We start from the raw sequence: 19,661 nt of genomic DNA, 5'->3' as shown, positions 1-19,661 counted from the left end.
ACCAGAGAGAACAGAGTGTCCACATCGCCAGATCCCTGTGAGTCCTCCAACGGCGTCATTCTCTCGGTCCGCGGGCTTTGCACCGACGTTGCCACGCCGATCGGAGCAAGGACCGTGGTGAACGACCTGTCCTTCGATCTGCGGCGGGGGGAAACGCTGTGCATCGCCGGTGAGTCCGGTTCCGGAAAATCCATCACGGCGCTGTCGATCATGGGTCTGCTGCCGGAAAGAATGGCCCGGGTATCGGGCGGCGAGATTCTGTTTCAGGGACTGGACCTGACGAAGATCCGCGAAGATGAATTGCGCCGCATTCGCGGCGGCGACATCGCGATGATCTTTCAGGAGCCGATGACGTCGCTGAACCCTGTTCTGACCATCGGGCGGCAATTGCGTGAGGCGATCCTTGCGCATCAGGACGTTTCGCGGTCGAAGGCGGAAAAGATCGCCCTGGCGATGCTCGAGTCGGTGCGGCTGTCGGAGCCCCGCCGCCGTCTGCGGCAATATCCGCACGAATTGTCCGGCGGCATGCGTCAGCGGGTAATGATCGCCATGGCGCTCGCCTGCAATCCGAAGATCCTCATCGCCGACGAGCCGACGACAGCCCTCGATGTGACCATCCAGGCGCAGATCCTGCAGCTCATCCGCGACCTGCAGCGCGACTTCGGCACGGCCGTCATCATGATCACCCATGACATGGGCGTGGTCGCCGAAATGGCGGACAGGGTGATTGTCATGAACAACGGCAGCATTGTGGAACGCGGCGAAGTCGCGGATGTTTTCGAGCGTCCGTCTGATCCCTATACGCGTGGGCTTCTGGATGCGGTGCCGAAGCTGGGTGCCATGATCGGCCTAGACAGCGCACCCAAGGCGGGAACACAGGCGCAGCAACCGGTTCTCGAGGTGGAGGATCTTGTCGTCCGCTTCGATCTGCGCGGCGGACTTCTCAACCGGGTCACCTCCCGCGTCCATGCGGTCGAAGGTGTTTCCCTTCACCTTGAACCCGGGGAGACCCTCGGGCTGGTCGGGGAGAGCGGCTGCGGAAAATCCACCATCGGCAAGGCGCTCCTGAACCTTGTGCCCTGGGAAGGTTCCATCCGGGTGGCGGGACGCCATGCCGGTGTCGGCGGCGCGGCGATGCAAAAACGTCTGCGCCGGGACATGCAGATGATCTTCCAGGATCCCTATGCCTCGCTCGACCCGCGCATGACTGTCGGCGACATTGTCGGCGAACCGCTTGTCATTCACGGATTGGCGAAAGGGCAGGACCTCAAGGACCGTGTCGCTTCGCTCTTCGAGCGCGTGGGGCTTCCCGCCGATGTGATGGCCCGCCATCCGCACGAGTTTTCTGGCGGACAGCGTCAGCGTATCTGCATAGCCAGGGCGCTTGCGCTATCGCCAAAGGTGATCATTGCAGACGAAAGCGTTTCCGCGCTCGACGTTTCCGTGCAGGCGCGCGTCCTGGACCTGTTGCAGGAACTGCAGGAGGACCTCGGTCTGTCCTATCTCTTCATCTCGCATGACATGGCCGTGGTGGAACAGATTTCCCACCGGATCGCCGTGATGTATCTCGGCCAGATCGTGGAGACCGGCACACGGCGACAGGTTTTCGAAAATCCGCAGCATGAATACACGCAGCGTCTTCTGAAAGCCGTGCCCATTCCGGACCCGAAAAAGCGGCGTGCCGTCTTCGATGTGCCAGCCGGCGAAATTCCCTCGCCCGTGCTGCCCCTCGGACAGTCCGTCAGCAGGGTACGCTATAATGATGTCGGCGAAAGGCATCTGGTTGCAGAAATACTTCATGATTGAACGCGTGATTTGAAAAAGCGTACAACAGCGGATCTTTGGAGACCGCTGACATGATGGCATTGGACAACCTGCTGGAGACGGCGCAGGCCCTGATCTTCGATTGCGACGGCACATTGCTTGCCACGCCGGATCTCTACGCCGGGGCCTGGCAGGCAGCGTTTGCATCCGCGGGACAGGACATGGCCGCCGGCTGGTATCACGAGCGGGCAGGCATGTCCGAACACGTACTGCTCGATGAATTCGAGGAGGAGCGACGCGTAGTGCTCGACCGGGAAAGTGTCGTTCTGGCCATGCGCTCCGCCGTGCTGCAGCGGATAGACGCGGTGCGTGAGATTTCCGCCGTGGCAGGCATCGCCCGCCGTTATGAGGGGCAAAAACCCATGGCGGTCGCTTCCGGCGGCCCAAGGGAAATTGTCACTGCGTCACTGGAAAGTGCCGGATTGATTCCGCTCTTTCATACCGTCGTGACGATGGATGATGTCGCCAATGCAAAACCTGCGCCCGATCTGTTCCTGGAAGCCGCGAACCGGCTGGGCGCGGCTCCGGCGGACTGCCTGGTCTTCGAAGACAGCCACCAGGGCATACAGGCGGCCCACAACGCCGGGATGCGTGTCATCGATGTGAATGCGCTGATTGCCGGCGAGGCCGTAACCTTCTGAAGCACTTTTTCCGTTCTTGAAGTCGCCTCCGGGTCAGGGAAAGTCTCTGATCGTTTCCGAGGCTGCATGGAAGGCGGAACAGCGCGCCGTGCCGGTTCCGGTCAGTCCGACGGAGCCACCCGGTAGGGTACGATCCCGCGCCGGCCGGGTTCGATGAAGGGATCCTTGTCGATTGCCGGGAAGGCGCGCTGGTCGCAATTGTCTCTCGGGCAGATCCGGCAGTTCACGCCGATCGGCTCGGGGGGCGAATTGCCGTCCACGGCAAGGCCGTCTGCATAGACGATCGCATCGGCGTATTTGACTTCGCAGCCGATGCCGAGCGCGTATCTGCGTTCGCCGGTCGGGTAGTCCGGCTGATGCTTGGTGACGCTGGTGGCCATGCACAGGTAGTTCACGCCGTCGGGCATCTGGGCGATCTGTGCGGTGAATTTGTTCGAGTTCTGCTCGAAGGCCTGGTGAACATTCCAGCGCGGACAGGATCCGCCGAACCTGGCGAACTGGAAGCGGGTGGCGCTGTGTCTCTTGACGACATTGCCGGCGCGGTCGATCTTGACGAAATAGAACGGCAACCCGTTCGCGCCCGGCCGTTGCAGGGTCGACAAACGGTGGCAGACCGTCTCGATGCTGGCATCCGTCTGGTTCGACAGCAATTGAATGTCGTGACGGCATCTTGTGGCGGCGCGCAGGAAATCATCGTAGGGCAGCAGCAGGGCGCCTGCGAAATAGTTCCGAAGGGCAAGTCTGGCGATGCTCTGTGCGGACTGGGTCTTGAACTTCGCCCGTTCGACTTCCCCGGAGATGATATCCTTCACGCAGAGTTCGGCGATGAATGAACCGAGGAGAAAATTCTTCGCCGATTGCGGAATGGCGCGATAGACGGAAATCCGGCGCGTGTAGTCTTCCTGGCGAATAAGCGTGCCCTGGTAGTCGGGATTTTGTTCAACCGTGATCTTGAAGCGCTGCTGCAGCCATTGGGTCAGGCTGTCGAATTTCGAGGCGCTGTTCGGCAGGCCGATTTCGTAACACAGTTTCTCCGCCGCCCTGTCGAGGGAGTCGACGTAGTTGTCGATGTAATGAAAATAGTCGCGGACCTCGTCGTAGGCGGATTTTCTGAAGGAGGCGCCGGCCTCTCCCGCGCCGCTCATGTGCACCAGCTCGTCTTCGATGGCATCGCGGTCCTGAAAGCCGCGCAGGTTGCCGTAAAGATCCATGATGGCCTTGGTGATACCGGGCGCGCGCGTCACCAGTTCGTGCAGTTCCTGCTTGCCGATGGAAGAGCTGTGGAACCTTGTGTCGGCGAAGATTTCCTGCAAGTCCCGAACGACGCGGTCGAGATCGTTTTTCTCGAAGGCTGCCAGGTCGGTTCCGAAAATGCGGTTGATGGACAGGAGGACCGAGGCCGTGACCGGCCTGTTGTTGTTTTCGATCTGGTTGACGTAAGCGGTCGACAGACCGACCTTCCTGGCGAACTCTCCCTGGGACAGACCGAACTCCGATCTGATCTGTCGCAGTGTGTGGCCTGAATAGAGTTTCTTGTTCAAGACACCGTTCCCATCCGTCTGCAGCGCTTTCGCGCGTGACCGGCTTTCCCGTAAACTCTGTTCAGGACAGCCTTTTCCGCTCCAATGCGCGGGAAGGATGCTCTAAATGCTAATTATTAGCAATATACAGTATGCGTTTTTACATTTTACAAAAGCGGTGCGGTGGTGAAAGGTCCCGGCATACAACTCAAAACCAAACCGGGAGGAAGTCATGACCGCTCATTTTGCTCTCGACGCTCGTGCTGGCCTGAAGGGTCAGGGCGAACCCGTCGCTGGAAACGCCCGCTGGCCGATCAACCTGTGCGATGCCATGACACCGCGTCAGCTTGAAGTCATGCTCTTGCTTTGCGAGGGAATGGTGAACAAGCAGATCGCCTATGAACTGGACATCTCCATAGCGACCATCAAGGTGCATATCCGCAACGCCATTACCCGGCTCGGGGCGAAAAACCGAACCAATGCCGTGGCGATTGTCGCTGCGAACAGCGCAATCTTCAGAAACGCGGCGGTCTGAGCAACCGGTCCGTATCCTGCGGGGCCGGAAACGCGGTTTCCCGCCTCACGTTCCCCGCTTGATCATCGCGGTGTGGATGCGTGTGACTTCCGAAGACAGGAAGTCGCAGAAATCCTTGGCAACGATTGAAATCGGGCGGTGGGTCGGGGTCAGGATCGACAGACTGTTCTGAATGCGCGGTCGGAAGGGCCTGAAGACGATCATCGGCGGGCCCATGCCGAGCCGGCCCATTTCCTGCGCCTTGTAGGCGGTGATCATGTCGCAGATCAGAGCGCAGAGCCCGGCCTGGACGAAATGCAGTCCAGGTAGCGCGGTCTGCAGCTCGAAGCGCTGGTTGAACTGCACCCCTGCATCTCTGAACCTGGCAAGGGTCTGTTTGTGGCTGCGATGGTCGGCGTGCAGCAACGCCAGGGGATAGCCGTCCAGTTCCGCCGGTGTAATGACTTCCCTTGAGGCCAGCGGGTCCGTCGCCGGAATGGCGCACATGCATTCCAGGTCGAAATCGATCTGGTCGAAAGAGTTGCGGGCGCGAGGCGTTTCGGCGAAGCCGATGTCAAACTGCTGAGCCGCGATCAATTCCTCGATTTCGGCGGACGTCTTGCTTGCGAGGGCGACCTTGACGCTGGGTTTGTCGGCAATGAACTGTGACAGGCTGTTGGGCAGGAAATCGGCCGCTGCTTCCGGGATGCTGGCGATGCGAAGCTGGCCGTGTTCGCGATTGGCGAGGCCGCGCAGGGTGCGCTTGGAAATCTCCAGCCGCTTCAGGATCGCCTCGGCTTCCTCCAGAAAGAACTCGGCTTCCGGCGTGGGAACCAGTCGGCCCTGTTCGCGCATGAAAAGTTTCAATTCGAGTTCGGTCTCAAGCCCGGCGATCGTCGAACTTACCGCAGGCTGCGTCCGGCCAAGCGTACGAGCTGCTTCAGAAATCGAACCGCTTCGCATGACTTCGCGAAAGGTGGCCAGTTGCCGGATTGAAAGATTCATGGTTCCTCGAGAACCGCTCCCCAATTTATATTTGGTTCAATGTGGCTCTTAATTTGAATTGGGTCAACTACTGCGCCATTGGGCTCTGATTCGGGTAGTTGTTAATTCTACTAGACTCAGTTTTACTGAAGGAATCTGTATGAAAATTGGAGGATTCAGCTTGTAATATCTTGGTGAGCGATCAATAGAAATAAACTTCCGCAACGTCTTCGGCTGTATTTTCCCGTTTTACGCGTGTGGCTTCCAGAGTCGGTCAAGATCAAAGGCATTCACGTCCTGGATCAGCTCGATAAAACCCCTGGCGGCGTGATCAAGGGATTGCCGGCCTTTTTCGGCGGTCGCTCCTGTCGCGTTGCCAAGAGCCCCTGAAGGGTTCAGGTCCTGGGCAAGCCAGCCGAACTGTGCTTTTCCGTGGCCGCGAAGATGTTTGAACTCCTTCAGGAAATTTTGCTGTTCGGAGAGGAAATCCTCCGTCAGATCCATGCGCACCAGATCGGGGTGCAAATGCAGCATCAGCGATGTTTCCACGTCGCCGCCATGAATGCCGTAAGTAAATTCTTCTTGCGGATAAAGACCCTCCGGCTGACCGAAACGGAGCCAGTTCGTCGCCGTCACGAACATGCCGTGTTTCACCCTGAGGTCCCGGGCCACGATATCGAGGACCGGCACATTGCCGCCATGGGAATTGATCAGCACCATCTTGCGAATGCCCGCCCTGGCGACGCTTTCGCCGATCTCCAGCCAGCACCGGGTGAGCGTGTCCCATGAGAGGGTCAGGGTGCCGGGCGAGTGGATATGTTCGTCCGACTTGCCGATGGCCTGAACAGGGAGGAATGTCACCGGCAGGTCGTCGGGTAGAAGCTCCACAACGCGGCGGATCTGGCCTTGTGCGATGGCGGTGTCGGTAGAGAGCGGCAAATGGGGCCCGTGCTGCTCGATCGCCGCGACCGGCAGGACCGCGATCCAGTCTTCCCGGGCCGGGTCGTTGAAATCGACCGTCGTCATTTCATGCCAGAAACGCTTGGGCAGCATCGTGATGTCCTGTCCGGGTTGGTGCCTGTGCCCTCTTTGCACAGCCCGGCGGGGCAGGCAAGAGGTGGCCGGGGTCCGGCCGATCACGCACATATGATGATCGTTTGCGGGTGCTGTTCAGACTTTACTGACGTGTTGCGTGGACAATCCGCCCCATGATCGGTGCGCTTTTGTCGAACATTCCGGCAGCCCAACTGAGAAACAGCGGTGTTGCGGGCGTTGCTGAACCTGAAGCCGGAGAAGTGTCTTCGGCTCGGGAAGAAGGCCGTGCGCGTGAGAGCCTGGCGGCTCCCGGGGCGGCGGCCCTCAGGGTAGCCAGCAGCCCGGTTCTGACGTCCGAAGCCGTTCTGGCGCTTCAGGATGCGGATGCGGCGGAAGCCAATGGAAAACGTCGCAAGGATGCTTCCCGTGAGGGGGGCGATGCGTCGGGAGATCCCAAGGCGGGCGAGGAGGAAACGTCCACCTCGGATGGCGGGGACAACGCCTTGTCCAGAGGCGGAAACGTTACGGGCAACGCGCTTGAAGCTCCCCAGGACAGTGAAGAGGATCAGGACGGCGACGGCCTGAACGAGGCGGAAGAAAAGCAGGTTGATGAGCTGTCACAGCGGGACCGGGAGGTCCGGGCTCATGAACAGGCACATGCCCGCGCCGGTGGCGCTCATGCCGGGGCGCCCAGCTACACGTTTCAGCAGGGACCGGACGGCAAACGTTATGCCGTAGGCGGCGAAGTGCAGATCGACACATCCGGGGAACGGACGCCGGAAGCAACCATCCGCAAGATGCAGACGGTCATCCGTGCTGCCACCGCCCCCGCGGACCCTTCCTCACAGGATCTGAAGGTCGCGCAACAGGCACGTGCGCAGCTGGCAGAAGCCCAGGCAGAGCGCCGCCAGATGCAGGCCGAGGAGATGGCCAGCGGTGAAGAGGGTGTTGACGGCGTATCCGCTGGAGACCGTCCGCAAGGCGATGCCGCGAGCGGAGGCTCCTCGGACGCCGAGGTGTCCCAGGAGGCGTCCCGGCAGTCTCCGGAGCGAACTTCCGACGAGGCTGGCGACCCGCGCGTCAGCGGCTCCGACGCTATTTCGGCCTACCAGTCGGCGCTCGAGCGCAGCAAGCAATCCACATCCCTTGTCGCGCCATTCGTTGCCTGACAGAACGCCGCTTGAGAAAGCCGTTCATGCGTGACACAAAGTCATTTCCCATTCCGGGCAGGTGACGCACCCAGCGCCGGTCCGCGACACTTCAAATTCTGGTCGAGTCATGCAAGCAATTGCCGCCCGCCGCGTTGTTTCGGCGATCTTTTTCATGTGCGGGTCCTCAATCGGCCTGTGGGCTTCGCGTATCCCGGACGTCAAATCCGCGACTGGGCTGGATGAAGGCGGTTTCGGCCTGCTGCTTCTCGTCATGGCCAGTGGTGCATTCGTCGCCTTTCCCTTCACCGGCATTCTCATCGACCGGCTTGGGGCGGCTCCTGCGACGAAGATTTTTTCGGTGGCGATCGTCGTCAGTTTCACCACGATCGGGTTTGCGCCCACGACCTTCCTGCTGGCCCTCGCAATGTTCGTTACAGGTTTTTGCATTGGCGCGCTGGATGTCTCCATGAACGGCTGGGGAGCCGAAGTGGAGACAAGTCTCGGAAGGCCGGTGATGACATCGTTTCACGGTCTTTACAGTCTTGGCGCGGGCGTTTCAGCGGCGGCCGGAGGTCTGGCGATCGAGATCGGGCTCAGCCTGCCGTTGCACTTCGGCCTCTGGGCGGCGATCACGGCCCCTTTCCTTATCTGGTTCTGGCGTCAGCCGTGGCCGCAGATGAATGTGAGCGCAGGGTCGGGCGACAAGGCGCCGCTCTTCGCTCTGCCGAAAGGCGCTCTTGTGCTCGCCGGGCTGATCGCGCTCGTGGGTGCGTTCGGCGAAGGCGCGATCACCGATTGGGCGGCGCTCTATCAGATCGACGATCTTGGCTACTCGGAAGCCATCGCGCCGACAGCCTTCACGGTCTTTTCCATAGCGATGGTCGTCATGCGGCTTGCCGGTGACAGGGTGATTGCAAGATACGGTCCCGTGCGGGTTGCCCGGATAAGCGGTGTCGTTGCGTTTCTCGGCTGCCTGCTTCTGGTTTCCGGCATCAATATCTGGGTCGTCTGGACAGGATGCTTCATCATGGGGATCGGTTATGCCGTCATGTTTCCGCTCGCCATGTCCCGCGCCGCGAGCGATCCGCATATGTCCAAGGGCACGGCACTGGCTGCGGTCGCCACGCTCGGCTATGGCGCGTTTCTGCTCGGTCCGCCACTGCTCGGCTTCGTCGGCGATGCCCTGTCGCTCAGAGCCTCCTTCGGCGCCGTTGCCCTGCTAACACTGGCGTTGCCGTTCCTGGCCAGTGCCCTGAAGTCCCCGCCGCAAAGATAAGACTTCTTCGACCGTAATCCGGGACTGCTTCGTGACGTCGCACAGCTTGACCGGTGGTCGTGAGACGGCTTGGGAACCGAGGGCAGGCTCAAGACAAAACCTTCGGTTTCTCACAGGCCGAAGGCTAAGCCGGGAAACCTGTTTTCCCGCGGATAATCAGCATGAACGCGGGTTGGGCCCAAATTTCGACGTCAAAATTCCCTGGTGTCATTTGACGGTTAAACAAGGCCGCTAGGGTGCGCCGCATGGGAGCTGGGATTGTTCGAATCGAATTGAAAACGGGTGTGGTCAGATGGCTTTCAATTACAAGAAAAGCATAACGTTTCGGCTGGTTCAGGCTGCCAAAGCACAGAGAGCCCGGTCCGGTGCGCACCTGATGCGGATCGGCCTGCATCCTGGACAGGAACTCGTGCTGAAGGTGCTGGCCGATGGCGACGGGCGTACAATGAGCCAGCTTGCCCTGGCGCTCGGTGTCCAGCCGCCCACCGTCACCAAGATGGTCACCCGCCTTTCCGCGCAAGGCTTCGTGCGCCGTCAGATCTCCGACACGGACGGCCGTCTCACAAGGGTATTCCTGACGGAAACCGGGCGGGAGCTGGTGGTGTCCGTGGACAAGTCCTGGAAACGGCTGGAACGAGAGGCCATGTCAGGCCTCGACGACAAGGATCGCAAGAAACTGCGCAAGCTGTTGCGCCAGGTGGAGAAGAACCTGGCGATTGCCGTTGACGACGACCCGGAGCACGAAGCCGATTTCGATACGGATGAGGAAATCGAGGACGGGAAGGGCAAGGACAAAGAGCTTACGGCTGCGTAAGTCCTGTCAAGGTTTAGGTTCCCGCACGGCATTCGTGAAAGCGGCAAGACCGTTCCTCTCCGGCCCGATGCGGCCGACAACATTACAAAACGCTCATTTGCAATTTCCGGGCACCGGAACCACCTGCTTCGCAGAAACAGGAAAAAGTTGCATGAGCGAGAATACAATGTCCCCAAGGATCAACGAAGACCGGGGTGCCCGGCGCGCGGAGGATCTGCGCCGCCGCTTCCGGCATGTCTCCGACGCCTCCTTCAGACGTGCATCCGCGAGCCGGACGCAAAACGGGCGTCTCTATTTCGGGCAGAAGCCTGCTGCTCCGTCTCCGTCATGGGGTGACGTCAAAGCGCGCCGGCCGCATCTGGACAACTTCATGATCTGGTGTGTCCTTGCCGTGATCGTGGCGGTCGCTGGATATGTCGTTTTCTAGATCCTGCACCCAAGGGTCGACTGGTTGTCTTTCCATGGAGACATTTAACAGGTAAAAGGTTTTCAAATTCTCGAAACCTGCGTATATTTTACCTGTTCTTTCGACTGAAAGACACGTTGGCGTAAAAATTTGCGCCTGCGGGAACCTTTCTGCGCGAGGTGCGTTCCCTCGGGAGGCACCAATTTAAGTATCGGGGTCATGGCGCGGGGTAAACTGGTATGACATCGGCTGCCGCTGGACGGGAAGCGGCGTTTCGGCGCTGTTTGTATCTGGGTACTCGCAATGAGCACGACGCTACGGAAGCTGTTTTCGCCCCCTTCACCGACGATCCTCTCAGCCGGCTAACTTGGTTCCTTGCCGCTCAACGCTCGGGCCTTGCCGCGATCTTCGACAGTCGCGCGAGCGACGCATGCGTGCTGTCGGGAGCGGTCGTGTCCGATCTCGTCAGGCGCCTCGATCTGGATCTTCTGGCAACCGGAACGACTGTTGCCGAGGTCACTCCGACAGGGCCTCTCGATGCACTGGCGGTAGACTACCTGATTCTCGGCTCGCGCCTCGGCACGCAAGCACTGCGTTTGCGTTTGTTTTCGGGGCATGCTTCCGACACAATTCCTGCCTATTTCCGGGCACCCGCCTTACCGCAACTTTGGAGCGCACATTGTGTTGCGCTTGATGCAATTCCTCCGGACTCCGCTCGCGCGGATCGAATTATTGAAGACGTGAAAACCGGCTTTGCGTTGTTTGGTCACGCAGCCGCCGCACAGAAAACATGACAGGGAATCGGCCTTGACCACCAATCATCCGGATCAGGACGCAGCGCAGCACGTTGACTTGACCAACTGCGACCGCGAACCGATTCACCAACTCGGACGTGTCCAGTCCTACGGTGCATTGGTTGCCGTTTCCTCCGACTGGATTATTCAGCATGCCTCGATGAACCTTCGGGAAATTCTCGATGTCCGGCATGAGGACGCTATCGGACGTCCGTTGAACGAAATCATCGTTGCCGAAGGCTTTGACCGCATTCGCGACAACCTGCGTGCCGTGGAAAACCCTCAGGGAGCCGCCAGGCTCTTTGGTGTCGTGATGCGGGAAAGCGGAAAGTCGTTCGACGTCTCCGTACATCAGTCGGGCAGCCATCTGATCGTCGAATTCGAGCCGAAGCTCAGCACACGCGGACGCGACGTGCTTTCGGAAGTCTACCCGCAGATCGCCGCTTTGCGACGCAACCGGGATCTGAACCTGCTCGCCCGCGACGCCGCGCGCAGCCTGCAGGTTCTGACCGGGTTCGACAGTGTCATGGTCTACCAGTTTCAGCCCGATCACTCCGGCAAGGTGATCGCGGAACAGCGGCTCGACGGTCAGGCGAAATACGACGGGATGATGTTTCCCGCATCCGATATTCCGGTGCAGGCACGCGCCCTCTACAAGCGCTCCCTCTTGCGGCTCATCGCAAATGTGAACGATGCCGGCAGCCAGATCAGCCCCGCCGGTGCTGTCGACGGGACGCCTCTCGACCTGTCGCTGGCGGTCACGCGGTCGGTCTCTCCCATCCATATAGAATATCTGCGCAACATGGGGGTCGAGGCCTCCATGTCCGTATCGATCATGAAGGACGGAGAGTTGTGGGGGCTGTTCGCCTGCCATCACAACAGCCCGCGATATATCGACTACGAGCGGCGCACCGCAGTGGAAATGTTCGCCCACATGTTCTCTTACGAGCTGAGCCGGTTCGAGGACGGTCAGCGCAAAACGGTCGAAGAGGACACCAGCCGGCTGCACGCCTTGCTTATGGGGCACATGGCCAACGGACGCACGCTGGCCGACAGCCTCCTTTCCGTTTCGGAAGAAATCAAGTCTGTCATCCCGCATGACGGGCTTGTCCTGTTCGAGGATGAGAGCTTCCATGCCACGGGCTCGGTGCCGAGCGAGGAGGAATTCCTTTCCATCGCGCGCTTCCTGGACCGGTCCATCGGATCCACGGTCTTCGCGACGGACTGCCTGAGCAAACTTCATGAACCGGCGGCGGATTACGCGGACCGGGTTGCCGGGCTGATGGCCATACCGATTTCCAAACGACCGCGAGATTATCTCGTCCTGACACGTCGACAGGTGGAGGAAACGGTCAATTGGGCGGGCGATCCCTCAAAGCCGGTGACCGTCGGTCCGAACGGCGCACGGCTTACGCCGCGCAAGAGCTTCGAGGTCTGGCGCGAAACCGTGTGGCGGCGCAGCGCGCCCTGGGCGCCACAGGAGGTCCATGCGGCGGACCTGTTGCGCGTGATCCTTCTGGAAGTTTTCCTGAAGGTGACGGATGCGGCCAATCTGGAACGAAAACGGGCGCATGAGCAACAGCAACTGCTGATCTCGGAACTGAACCACCGCGTGCGCAACATCCTCAATCTGATGCGCGGGCTTGTGGCGCAGTCGCGTTCTTCCGCCAGAACGCTTGAGGAATTCACCTCCAATCTGGACGGACGCATCCATTCGCTCGCTCGCGCCCACGACCAGTTGACCCTGGAACAGTGGGAGCCGGCTTCGCTGCATGCGCTGATTACCTGCGAATTCGCAGCTTATGCGGACAGCAAATCCGAGCGCCTTTCGCTGGAAGGGCCCGACGCGATGATCACACCCAATGCGTACACCACTCTGGCGCTTGTGCTGCATGAAATGGTGACGAATTCGATCAAATACGGCGCCTTGTGCGATGGCTCCGGGCGCGTGTCGGTGAAACTCACCGCGGAGAGCAGCGGCGGTCTTCTGATCGAGTGGACCGAACGCGGCGGCCCGCCGGTGCAGTCCCCAAAGCGGCGCGGTTTCGGATCCACGATTATCGAGACCTCGATCCCGCATGAACTGCGGGGCGACGCAGAGATCTCGTACAAGGTGACCGGGGTCGAAGCCAGGTTCCGACTGCCGGCAAAGGTGATCTCTCAGATTGTTGTCGCGGAGGGTCAATCCGGTGAAGACCAGTCCTCGGCTGCCTCTTCGGCAGCCTCGCAGGAATTCCGCATTGCGGGTCAGGGCCTGGTGCTGGAGGACACCCTGATCATCGCGATGGATGCGGCTGGAATGCTGGAGGATCTGGGTGCTTCGGATGTGAAGCTCGTCGCATCGGTGCATGCGGCGCTTGCCTGGCTGGAAAACAACACACCGGCATTCGCGCTTCTTGATGTGAACCTTGGAGAGGAGCAGTCCGTGCCGGTGGCCGAAAAGCTTCACGCCGAGGGTGTGCCCTTCGTGCTTGCCACGGGCTATGGTGAGGCGCCGGAACTTCTCGAGGCCTACCCGCCCTGTGTGCTGTTGCAAAAGCCGTTTTCCGCCAATTCGCTTTCGGATGCTCTGTCCCGGGTGTTTGCCGATCAGGCACGAGAGCCCGCATAGCTTCTCCCCGCTGCGCCATCCTGGCGCCGTGTAACGGGTACCGGTGTCAGATCAGAAACGGAAATCCGCCCTCCAGCTTCAGGAGAGCGATTTTGGTTTCTGTGCCTCCGTCGCCGGAATAGCCGCCCAGTCCGTTTGCGGACAGGATGCGGTGGCAGGGGATGACGATGGGGATGGGATTGGCCCCGCAGGCCTGGCCGATCGGCTGGCCGTAGGTGTCGAGTTCCTGGGCCAGATCGCCGTAGGTTCTTGTCTGCCCGTAGGGGATCGCCAGCATTGCCTTGAATACGGCCTGATGCAGCTCGCCGCCCTTGGGGGCAAGCGGCAGGTCGAAATCCTTCAGGCGGCCATCGAGATAGGCCAGAATCTGCCGGCCGGCCTCTTTCAGCAAAGATGTTTCTTCTTGGCCTTGAGGCCCATTCCATTGTATCTGGGTGATTGCGCCGTCAGTTTCATGAATCGTCAGGCGCCCCAGCCATGTTTGAATTTCTGCGACAGGCATTTCCGTCTCCGCGTGGCCTGCGGACAACGTAGGGCACGGCCGGACTTGCCTCAACCGGTGAATTTCGGCCGGAAGCATCCGGTTTCGTATCCTTTCATCAATCGATGAATTCAGGGAAAGGCCCGCTGCCGATGGCGCAGGACAATCAGAAACATTTCGTGACCGGGGGGCACGTGCCCGTCGTGCCTCTGGTGGGGATAAGCCTCATCGTTCTGGCCTGCCTGTGTTTCGCCGTGCTGGATGCCATCGCCAAATATCTTTCGGCGAGCCTGCCGACCCTGCAGATCGTCTGGATCCGTTTTCTCAGTCATACCGTCATCGCGATTGTGCTGTTCCGTGTGTGGAAGACACCCTCGCTTCTGAAAACGGGACGTCCGGTGCTGCAGCTCGTGCGCGCGGCCTGCCTGCTCTCCACGACAATCCTGAATTTCTTTGCCGTGCGATATCTGCAGCTCGCCGAAACCATGTCGATCATGTTCGCCGCGCCTTTCGTGATCACCGCTCTTGCCGGACCGCTGCTGGGGGAATGGGCCGGGATCCGGCGCTGGTGCGCGATCATCGTCGGTTTCATCGGCGTTCTGGTTGTCACCCAGCCGGGCGTGGGGGGCATGCACTGGGCAGCGATCTATTCGGTCGCCGCCATGTGCACCTACGCGCTGTACGCGCTTTTGACCCGGCAATTGACCGCGACCGACAGTTCCGCGGGCATGCTGATCATTTCCGGCCTCGTTGCGGCTGTCGCCATGACCCCGGTGGGCCTGTCGGTCTGGGAAACGCCGAAGGACCTCTGGACCTGGGTTTTGCTGCTGGCGACCGGAGCGCTGGGCGCTGGCGGGCATTACGTCTTCATCATGGCGCACCGGATCGCCCCGGCTCCGGTCCTGGCGCCCTTCATCTACAGTCAGATCGTCTGGATGATTGCGCTGGGCTATCTGATCTTCGCAGATGTTCCCACCCTCAGCACGCTTGTGGGAGCCGCCATCGTGGTCGGGTCCGGCCTCTACATCCTTTACCGGGAACGGGTGAAGGGCATCTAGGCTGTCGATATCGGCAAGTTGTTGCGGGCGCCCATTTCCGTCCGTTTCCGGGAAGTATGTTTGCGGAGACGATGGGCTTTCTTAACTGTGATTGCGTTCTGAAACGACGGCCTGAAAGCAGATTTTCAGTCCTGTGCGAGACGTCGGCAGTACGACGGTCCGGCGTCCAAAGGTTGACGGGCTCGATGACTTCCAGTCTTATTGGCCCATCGCGTTGAAACGCCGATAAGAATTTGTCACCAGCCTGTTTTCAGGAGGAATGGGATGGAACTCAACCGCCGTATGTTGCTGGGAGGGGCCGCAGCCACCGCCGGCAGTCTTCTCATGCCGCAGGTCGCACAGGCCAATGCCGCCGCGAATGCCTATTTCAATGGTTATGAGGAAGATGCCGGTTACCAATTCCGGCGCACCAATTTCAATCGTATCGATCCCGTCTGGCGGCGCCAGATGGTCAAATATTTCAGCCCCGAACCGCCGGGCACCGTTGTCGTGGATACCTCCAATCATTTCCTCTACTGGATCTGGGAGAACAACACCGCGCTGCGCTATGGCGTGGGGGTCGGCCGCGAAGGTTTCAAGTGGTATGGCCGTGCGCGCATCGACAGGAAGGCGCTCTGGCCGCGCTGGGTCCCGCCCCCGGAAATGCTGCAACGTCAGCCGGACCTGCCGCGTCTGGTCGAAGGCGGGGCGGCGAACAATCCGCTGGGGCCGCGGGCGCTGTATCTATACCGCGACGGATCGGATCTCGGCTACCGGCTGCATGGGACGCTTGAGCCCTGGAGCATCGGGCATGACGTCTCCAGCGGCTGCGTACGGATGTTCCCGGAAGATGTGATCGACCTGTATCAGCGTTGCCCCAAGGGGACAGCGGTTCTGGTGCTCGAACATCTCGGCGCCGGTGCCGGCTGACACCGGCACCTTGAAAAAAACATGTAACTGACTGACAGGATTGGGGGCTTTCTTGGGAAATCGGATTGGCCATTTCGGCCGGGGCGTATTCGTCGCTCTTCTTTGCGTGATGGGGCTGGCTGCCTGCAACAGTGCCGGCGGGCTTGTCTCGCCGGATGTAACCAATGCTCCGGCGGCCGGGTTTGCCGATATCTCTCCCGGTTCCGAGGAAGAGTTCATCATCAATGTCGGGCGCCGGATCTATTTCGCGGATGGATCGGCGGTCGTCACCGATGAAGCCCGGATCACGATCACGAAACAGGCGAGCTGGCTGAAGCAAAACAAGAAGTGGCTGGTCAAGATCCAGGGCCATGCCGATGACTCGGGAAGCGAGGCCGCCCAGAAAACCCTTTCGACGAAAAGGGCGAATGCCGTCATGGCCGAGCTCGTCAAGATGGGCGTCAGCCCCAAGCGGATGTGGGTCAAGGGCTATGGTGTGGAGCGTCCGGTCACCGATTGCGATGCCGTGGCCTGCAAGTCGCAAAACCGGCGGGTGGTCGTCAATCTGAGAGAAGAATTCGACGATTCCGCGCCGCAGTGACGCCGGTTCATGTATATCCGCGTGAGCTCATCCAAAAGCGGGAAAGGTGATCGGTCCGGAGGTGCCGTTTATCTTCCCGCCATTCAAGGAACCGGCAACATACTGGCAGCATTCCGGCCCGGGGTGTGGACTCATGAGTGAAGATGAAACGGCTTTAGGTCGCGCCCTAGACTAAAATATGCGTTTACCTCTTCGCGCGGGAGCTATAACGGTCTTTGCAGATATTCTGCGGCCATTGAGAAAATAGTGAATGTCTGAAGACAACGGATCAAAGTCTCCCACGCCGGGTTTGCCGCAAAAACCCGGTAAGCGGCTCACGCTCGGGCATATCGCCGACCATCTCGGAATTTCGACCGCCACGGTTTCCCTTGCCTTGCGAGACAGTCCTCTTGTCGCCGAGGAGACGCGGGTGAAGGTCAAGCAGACCGCGGAAGAGATCGGCTATATTTATAACCGGTCGGCGGCCTCCTTGCGGACCTCCCGCAGCCAGATTGTCGGCGTGGCCGTTCACGACATTCTCAATCCCTATTTTGCCGAGGTGTTTTCCGCGCTCGAGGATGCGCTCGAAGAACAGGGGCAGATGATATTCATCTGCAACCACCGCGACGACGTTGTTCGCCAGCGGGCTTTCGTGAACACGCTGCTGCAACACCGGGCTGACGGTCTGATCCTGTGCCCGTCTGTGGGCACGTCCGCCGAGGAGATCAACCGTCTCGTGGATCAGGGCATTCCGGTGACGCTGGTCGCGCGCGAAGTGCCCGGTGTCTGGGCGCCGTGTGTGCGCGGAGATGATCTTGCCGGGACTTCCCTCGTCACCAAACACCTGATCGATCAGGGGCACACGAATATTGCCATGGTCGGCGGACGGCGGGACAGCTCCACCGGACGGCTTCGAAACGCCGGCTGGCGTAAAGCTCTGAGCGAGGCCGGGATAGATCCCGACAAGCAGCTCGATCTGCCCGAACTGATGACCCAGGCCGATGGCCGGGCGGCGGTCCCTGAAATCCTCAAGGCAAAGGTCCGTCCGACGGCGATTGTCGCCTTCAACGATCTGGTGGCGTTCGGCATGATGACGACCCTTCGCAGGGCAGGTATCGAGCCGGGGCCGGACATGGCGATAACGGGATACGATGATATTGACGGTGCCGATGCCCGCACGCCGGCCCTGACGACCATCCGCAATCAGCCGGACAAGATCGGACGCCTGGCCGCCCTGACCCTGTTGCGGCAGATCGCCGGGGAGCGGGTCCCGAACACGCCAATCGTGATCGAACCGGAACTGAAGATCCGCGAAAGCTCGCCGCCTCCCGGTGTGCGTCTCGCGCCGAGGCTGGCTGAATAGATCCAGGGGGCGAAAGTCAGTATGAAACAGAACGGGCGGCAGTGCCGCCCGTTTTTTGTTTGCAGTGATCCTGTGATCTAGCGGGGCTCGTCCCAGAGACCCTTGAAGATGGCGTAACAGGCCAGCAGGAGCACAATGGTGAACGGGAACCCGGTCGAAACCGCCATCGCCTGCAGCGCGCCGAGCCCTCCACCGATGAGCAGGGCAATTGCCACCAGTCCTTCGAATGTGCACCAGAAGACGCGCTGGGACATCGGCGCATCGACCTTGCCACCGGCGGTGATCGTATCGATGACCAGCGAACCTGAGTCCGAGGACGTCACGAAAAAGACGATCACGAGGATAATGGCGATGAACGACGTGATCGATGCCATCGGCAGGTCCGCCAGCATGCCGAACAGCGACAGTTCGGGACTGTAGCTGGCAATCACATATTCGCGCACCTGGCTGCCGCTGTCCGTCAGCACCTGCTCGATTGCGGTTCCGCCGAAGGCTGTCATCCACAGAACGGAGACTATGGTCGGAATGATCAGGACGCAGGTCACGAATTCACGCACCGTCCGGCCACGGCTGACACGGGCGATAAACATGCCGACGAAGGGGGACCAGGAGATCCACCAGGCCCAGTAGAACGAAGTCCAACCCTGACGGAAACCGTCATCCTCCCGGCCGAAGGGCATGGAGAGCGGGATAACTTCACGGGCATAGGCGCCAAGGTTGGAGAAGAAGCTGGAAACGAGCGTTCCGGTCGGGCCGGCGACGATCACGAAAACCAGCAACAGCGCCGCGATCAGCATGTTGATCTCGGAAAGCACTTTGACGCCGCCGTCGAGGCCGCGCAAAACGGAGATCAGTGCAACCGCGGTGATGCCGATGATCAGGATCACCTGGGCCGTGATGCTGATCGGAATACCGAAGACGAATTCCAGGCCGGCATTGGCCTGCTGGGCACCGAAGCCAAGGGACGTGGCGAGGCCGAACAGCGTTGCGAAGACGGCCAGGATATCGATGATGTGGCCCGGCCAGCCCCAGGTGCGTTCCCCGAAGATCGGGTAGAACACCGAGCGCATGGTGAGCGGCAGTCCCTTGTTGAAGGAAAACAGGGCGAGAGCGAGTGCAACCACGGCATAGATCGCCCAGGGATGGAGTCCCCAGTGGAAGATGGTGGCGGCCATGCCCATCGCCTTTGCAGCGGCCACGTTTTCCGGGATGATGTTTCCATCCGCGTCGAAAGGCGAGGCGACGCCGAGAGGTTCGGAGAACGCCATGTGATAGACCGGCTCGAGGACGCCGAAGAACATCAGGCCAATGCCCATTCCGGCGGCGAAAAGCATCGCGAACCAGCCGAAATAGGAATAGTCCGGATCCGCTTCCTTGCCACCGATGCGGACGTTTCCGAACGGCGTCACGATGAGCACCAGGCAGACGATGACGAAAACATTGGCCGAGAGGATGAAGAACCAGTCGAGGCCGGATGTCAGCCATTTGCGCAAGGCGTCGAATAGCGGGCCGACTTCCGTCTGGAAGGCGAGGGTCAGAAAGACAAAGGCAACGACCGTCAGACCAGAAATGAGGAAAACCGGGTTGTGGACGTCGAGGTTGAACGGGCCGACGCTGGTTTCGATGTTGTCCTGGCCGATCTCGTAGTTCGTGTCGATGATGCCGGCGGCTCCCTCCGGGTCGGGGATGCCCTGGCTGGAATCGTTGTCGCTCATGAGCGC

18 protein-coding genes are annotated in these 19,661 nt (G+C 60.3%); 13 read left to right on the top strand and 5 right to left on the bottom strand.

The window, feature by feature from the left end:
- The first annotated feature begins 15 nt into the window (after positions 1 to 15).
- Both Q1B40_RS23470 and Q1B40_RS23465 read left to right on the top strand, forming a co-directional pair.
- Positions 16 to 1,806, top strand: a complete 1,791-nt coding sequence (locus Q1B40_RS23470; RefSeq protein ID WP_299820536.1) for an ABC transporter ATP-binding protein — start codon at positions 16 to 18, stop codon at positions 1,804 to 1,806.
- 50 nt (positions 1,807 to 1,856) lie between these two features.
- Positions 1,857 to 2,465, top strand: a complete 609-nt coding sequence (locus tag Q1B40_RS23465; protein WP_299820533.1) for an HAD family phosphatase — start codon at positions 1,857 to 1,859, stop codon at positions 2,463 to 2,465.
- A 101-nt stretch (positions 2,466 to 2,566) separates the two neighbouring features.
- Here the strand turns inward: Q1B40_RS23465 and Q1B40_RS23460 are convergent, their stop codons facing one another.
- Complete coding sequence (locus Q1B40_RS23460; protein ID WP_299820530.1) at positions 2,567 to 4,006, bottom strand: short-chain fatty acyl-CoA regulator family protein; 1,440 nt, start codon at positions 4,004 to 4,006, stop codon at positions 2,567 to 2,569.
- A 211-nt stretch (positions 4,007 to 4,217) separates the two neighbouring features.
- On the opposite strand from Q1B40_RS23460, the gene Q1B40_RS23455 reads away from it, so the two are divergent.
- A complete protein-coding gene (locus tag Q1B40_RS23455) occupies positions 4,218 to 4,520 on the top strand; it encodes a helix-turn-helix transcriptional regulator (RefSeq protein ID WP_299820527.1) in 303 nt (100 codons plus the stop codon).
- A 45-nt stretch (positions 4,521 to 4,565) separates the two neighbouring features.
- Here the strand turns inward: Q1B40_RS23455 and Q1B40_RS23450 are convergent, their stop codons facing one another.
- The gene (locus Q1B40_RS23450; RefSeq protein ID WP_299820524.1) at positions 4,566 to 5,504 is read right to left on the bottom strand and encodes a LysR substrate-binding domain-containing protein; all 939 of its coding nucleotides are present in this window, start codon (positions 5,502 to 5,504) and stop codon (positions 4,566 to 4,568) included.
- Between the two features lie 228 nt (positions 5,505 to 5,732).
- On the bottom strand, positions 5,733 to 6,536 hold the full coding sequence (locus Q1B40_RS23445; RefSeq protein ID WP_299820519.1) for a creatininase family protein: 804 nt from the start codon (positions 6,534 to 6,536) through the stop codon (positions 5,733 to 5,735).
- A gap of 155 nt (positions 6,537 to 6,691) precedes the next feature.
- Between Q1B40_RS23445 and Q1B40_RS23440 the strand changes: the two genes are divergently transcribed.
- From Q1B40_RS23440 to Q1B40_RS23415, 6 genes are all read left to right on the top strand, one after another.
- Positions 6,692 to 7,687, top strand: a complete 996-nt coding sequence (locus Q1B40_RS23440) for a putative metalloprotease CJM1_0395 family protein (RefSeq protein WP_299820515.1) — start codon at positions 6,692 to 6,694, stop codon at positions 7,685 to 7,687.
- A 109-nt stretch (positions 7,688 to 7,796) separates the two neighbouring features.
- Positions 7,797 to 8,945, top strand: a complete 1,149-nt coding sequence (locus Q1B40_RS23435) for an MFS transporter (protein ID WP_299820512.1) — start codon at positions 7,797 to 7,799, stop codon at positions 8,943 to 8,945.
- A 292-nt stretch (positions 8,946 to 9,237) separates the two neighbouring features.
- A complete protein-coding gene (locus Q1B40_RS23430) occupies positions 9,238 to 9,759 on the top strand; it encodes a MarR family transcriptional regulator (RefSeq protein ID WP_299820509.1) in 522 nt (173 codons plus the stop codon).
- 151 nt (positions 9,760 to 9,910) lie between these two features.
- On the top strand, positions 9,911 to 10,186 hold the full coding sequence (locus Q1B40_RS23425; protein WP_299820506.1) for a hypothetical protein: 276 nt from the start codon (positions 9,911 to 9,913) through the stop codon (positions 10,184 to 10,186).
- Between the two features lie 218 nt (positions 10,187 to 10,404).
- On the top strand, positions 10,405 to 10,959 hold the full coding sequence (locus tag Q1B40_RS23420; protein ID WP_299820503.1) for a hypothetical protein: 555 nt from the start codon (positions 10,405 to 10,407) through the stop codon (positions 10,957 to 10,959).
- A gap of 13 nt (positions 10,960 to 10,972) precedes the next feature.
- Positions 10,973 to 13,570 carry an HWE histidine kinase domain-containing protein gene (locus tag Q1B40_RS23415; protein WP_299820500.1) on the top strand — a complete coding sequence of 866 codons (2,598 nt, stop codon included), beginning with the start codon at positions 10,973 to 10,975 and terminating at the stop codon, positions 13,568 to 13,570.
- Between the two features lie 46 nt (positions 13,571 to 13,616).
- Here the strand turns inward: Q1B40_RS23415 and Q1B40_RS23410 are convergent, their stop codons facing one another.
- Positions 13,617 to 13,961: a methylated-DNA--[protein]-cysteine S-methyltransferase gene (locus Q1B40_RS23410; RefSeq protein ID WP_299820497.1), complete on the bottom strand. Its 345-nt coding sequence runs from the start codon at positions 13,959 to 13,961 to the stop codon at positions 13,617 to 13,619.
- A 242-nt stretch (positions 13,962 to 14,203) separates the two neighbouring features.
- Here Q1B40_RS23410 and Q1B40_RS23405 point away from each other — a divergent pair, with 242 nt between their 5' ends.
- From Q1B40_RS23405 to Q1B40_RS23390, 4 genes are all read left to right on the top strand, one after another.
- Positions 14,204 to 15,109, top strand: coding sequence for a DMT family transporter (locus Q1B40_RS23405; RefSeq protein ID WP_299820494.1), 906 nt, complete (start codon positions 14,204 to 14,206; stop codon positions 15,107 to 15,109).
- 264 nt (positions 15,110 to 15,373) lie between these two features.
- Entirely contained in the window at positions 15,374 to 16,018 is a 645-nt protein-coding gene (locus tag Q1B40_RS23400; RefSeq protein ID WP_299820491.1) for a L,D-transpeptidase, read from the top strand.
- Between the two features lie 52 nt (positions 16,019 to 16,070).
- Positions 16,071 to 16,598 (top strand): OmpA family protein, encoded by a 528-nt coding sequence (locus Q1B40_RS23395; RefSeq protein WP_299820488.1) that lies wholly within the window; start codon positions 16,071 to 16,073, stop codon positions 16,596 to 16,598.
- Between the two features lie 250 nt (positions 16,599 to 16,848).
- Positions 16,849 to 17,940, top strand: coding sequence for a LacI family DNA-binding transcriptional regulator (locus tag Q1B40_RS23390; RefSeq protein WP_299820485.1), 1,092 nt, complete (start codon positions 16,849 to 16,851; stop codon positions 17,938 to 17,940).
- Positions 17,941 to 18,017: 77 nt separating this feature from the next.
- Here the strand turns inward: Q1B40_RS23390 and Q1B40_RS23385 are convergent, their stop codons facing one another.
- Positions 18,018 to 19,655 carry a BCCT family transporter gene (locus Q1B40_RS23385; RefSeq protein ID WP_299820483.1) on the bottom strand — a complete coding sequence of 546 codons (1,638 nt, stop codon included), beginning with the start codon at positions 19,653 to 19,655 and terminating at the stop codon, positions 18,018 to 18,020.
- Positions 19,656 to 19,661 lie beyond the last annotated feature (6 nt).

Origin of the sequence: uncultured Roseibium sp., from assembly GCF_947496995.1 — a bacterium.
In the GTDB taxonomy this organism is placed as follows: Bacteria; Pseudomonadota; Alphaproteobacteria; order Rhizobiales; family Stappiaceae; genus Roseibium.
Note: the sequence above shows the minus strand (reverse complement) of the source record. Positions and strands in the feature narration are given on the sequence as shown.

Excerpts from the sequence above, each read along its gene's own strand:
- Q1B40_RS23465 (WP_299820533.1), top strand. The coding sequence starts at position 1,857 with ATGATGGCATTGGACAACCTGCTGGAGACGGCGCAGGCCCTGATCTTC.
- Q1B40_RS23450 (WP_299820524.1), bottom strand. The coding sequence starts at position 5,504 with ATGAATCTTTCAATCCGGCAACTGGCCACCTTTCGCGAAGTCATGCGA.
- Q1B40_RS23440 (WP_299820515.1), top strand. The coding sequence starts at position 6,692 with ATGATCGGTGCGCTTTTGTCGAACATTCCGGCAGCCCAACTGAGAAAC.
- Q1B40_RS23420 (WP_299820503.1), top strand. The coding sequence starts at position 10,405 with ATGACATCGGCTGCCGCTGGACGGGAAGCGGCGTTTCGGCGCTGTTTG.
- Q1B40_RS23425 (WP_299820506.1), top strand. The coding sequence starts at position 9,911 with ATGAGCGAGAATACAATGTCCCCAAGGATCAACGAAGACCGGGGTGCC.
- Q1B40_RS23400 (WP_299820491.1), top strand. The coding sequence starts at position 15,374 with ATGGAACTCAACCGCCGTATGTTGCTGGGAGGGGCCGCAGCCACCGCC.
- Q1B40_RS23385 (WP_299820483.1), bottom strand. The coding sequence starts at position 19,655 with ATGAGCGACAACGATTCCAGCCAGGGCATCCCCGACCCGGAGGGAGCC.
- Q1B40_RS23455 (WP_299820527.1), top strand. The coding sequence starts at position 4,218 with ATGACCGCTCATTTTGCTCTCGACGCTCGTGCTGGCCTGAAGGGTCAG.
- Q1B40_RS23430 (WP_299820509.1), top strand. The coding sequence starts at position 9,238 with ATGGCTTTCAATTACAAGAAAAGCATAACGTTTCGGCTGGTTCAGGCT.
- Q1B40_RS23390 (WP_299820485.1), top strand. The coding sequence starts at position 16,849 with ATGTCTGAAGACAACGGATCAAAGTCTCCCACGCCGGGTTTGCCGCAA.
- Q1B40_RS23405 (WP_299820494.1), top strand. The coding sequence starts at position 14,204 with ATGGCGCAGGACAATCAGAAACATTTCGTGACCGGGGGGCACGTGCCC.
- Q1B40_RS23445 (WP_299820519.1), bottom strand. The coding sequence starts at position 6,536 with ATGCTGCCCAAGCGTTTCTGGCATGAAATGACGACGGTCGATTTCAAC.
- Q1B40_RS23435 (WP_299820512.1), top strand. The coding sequence starts at position 7,797 with ATGCAAGCAATTGCCGCCCGCCGCGTTGTTTCGGCGATCTTTTTCATG.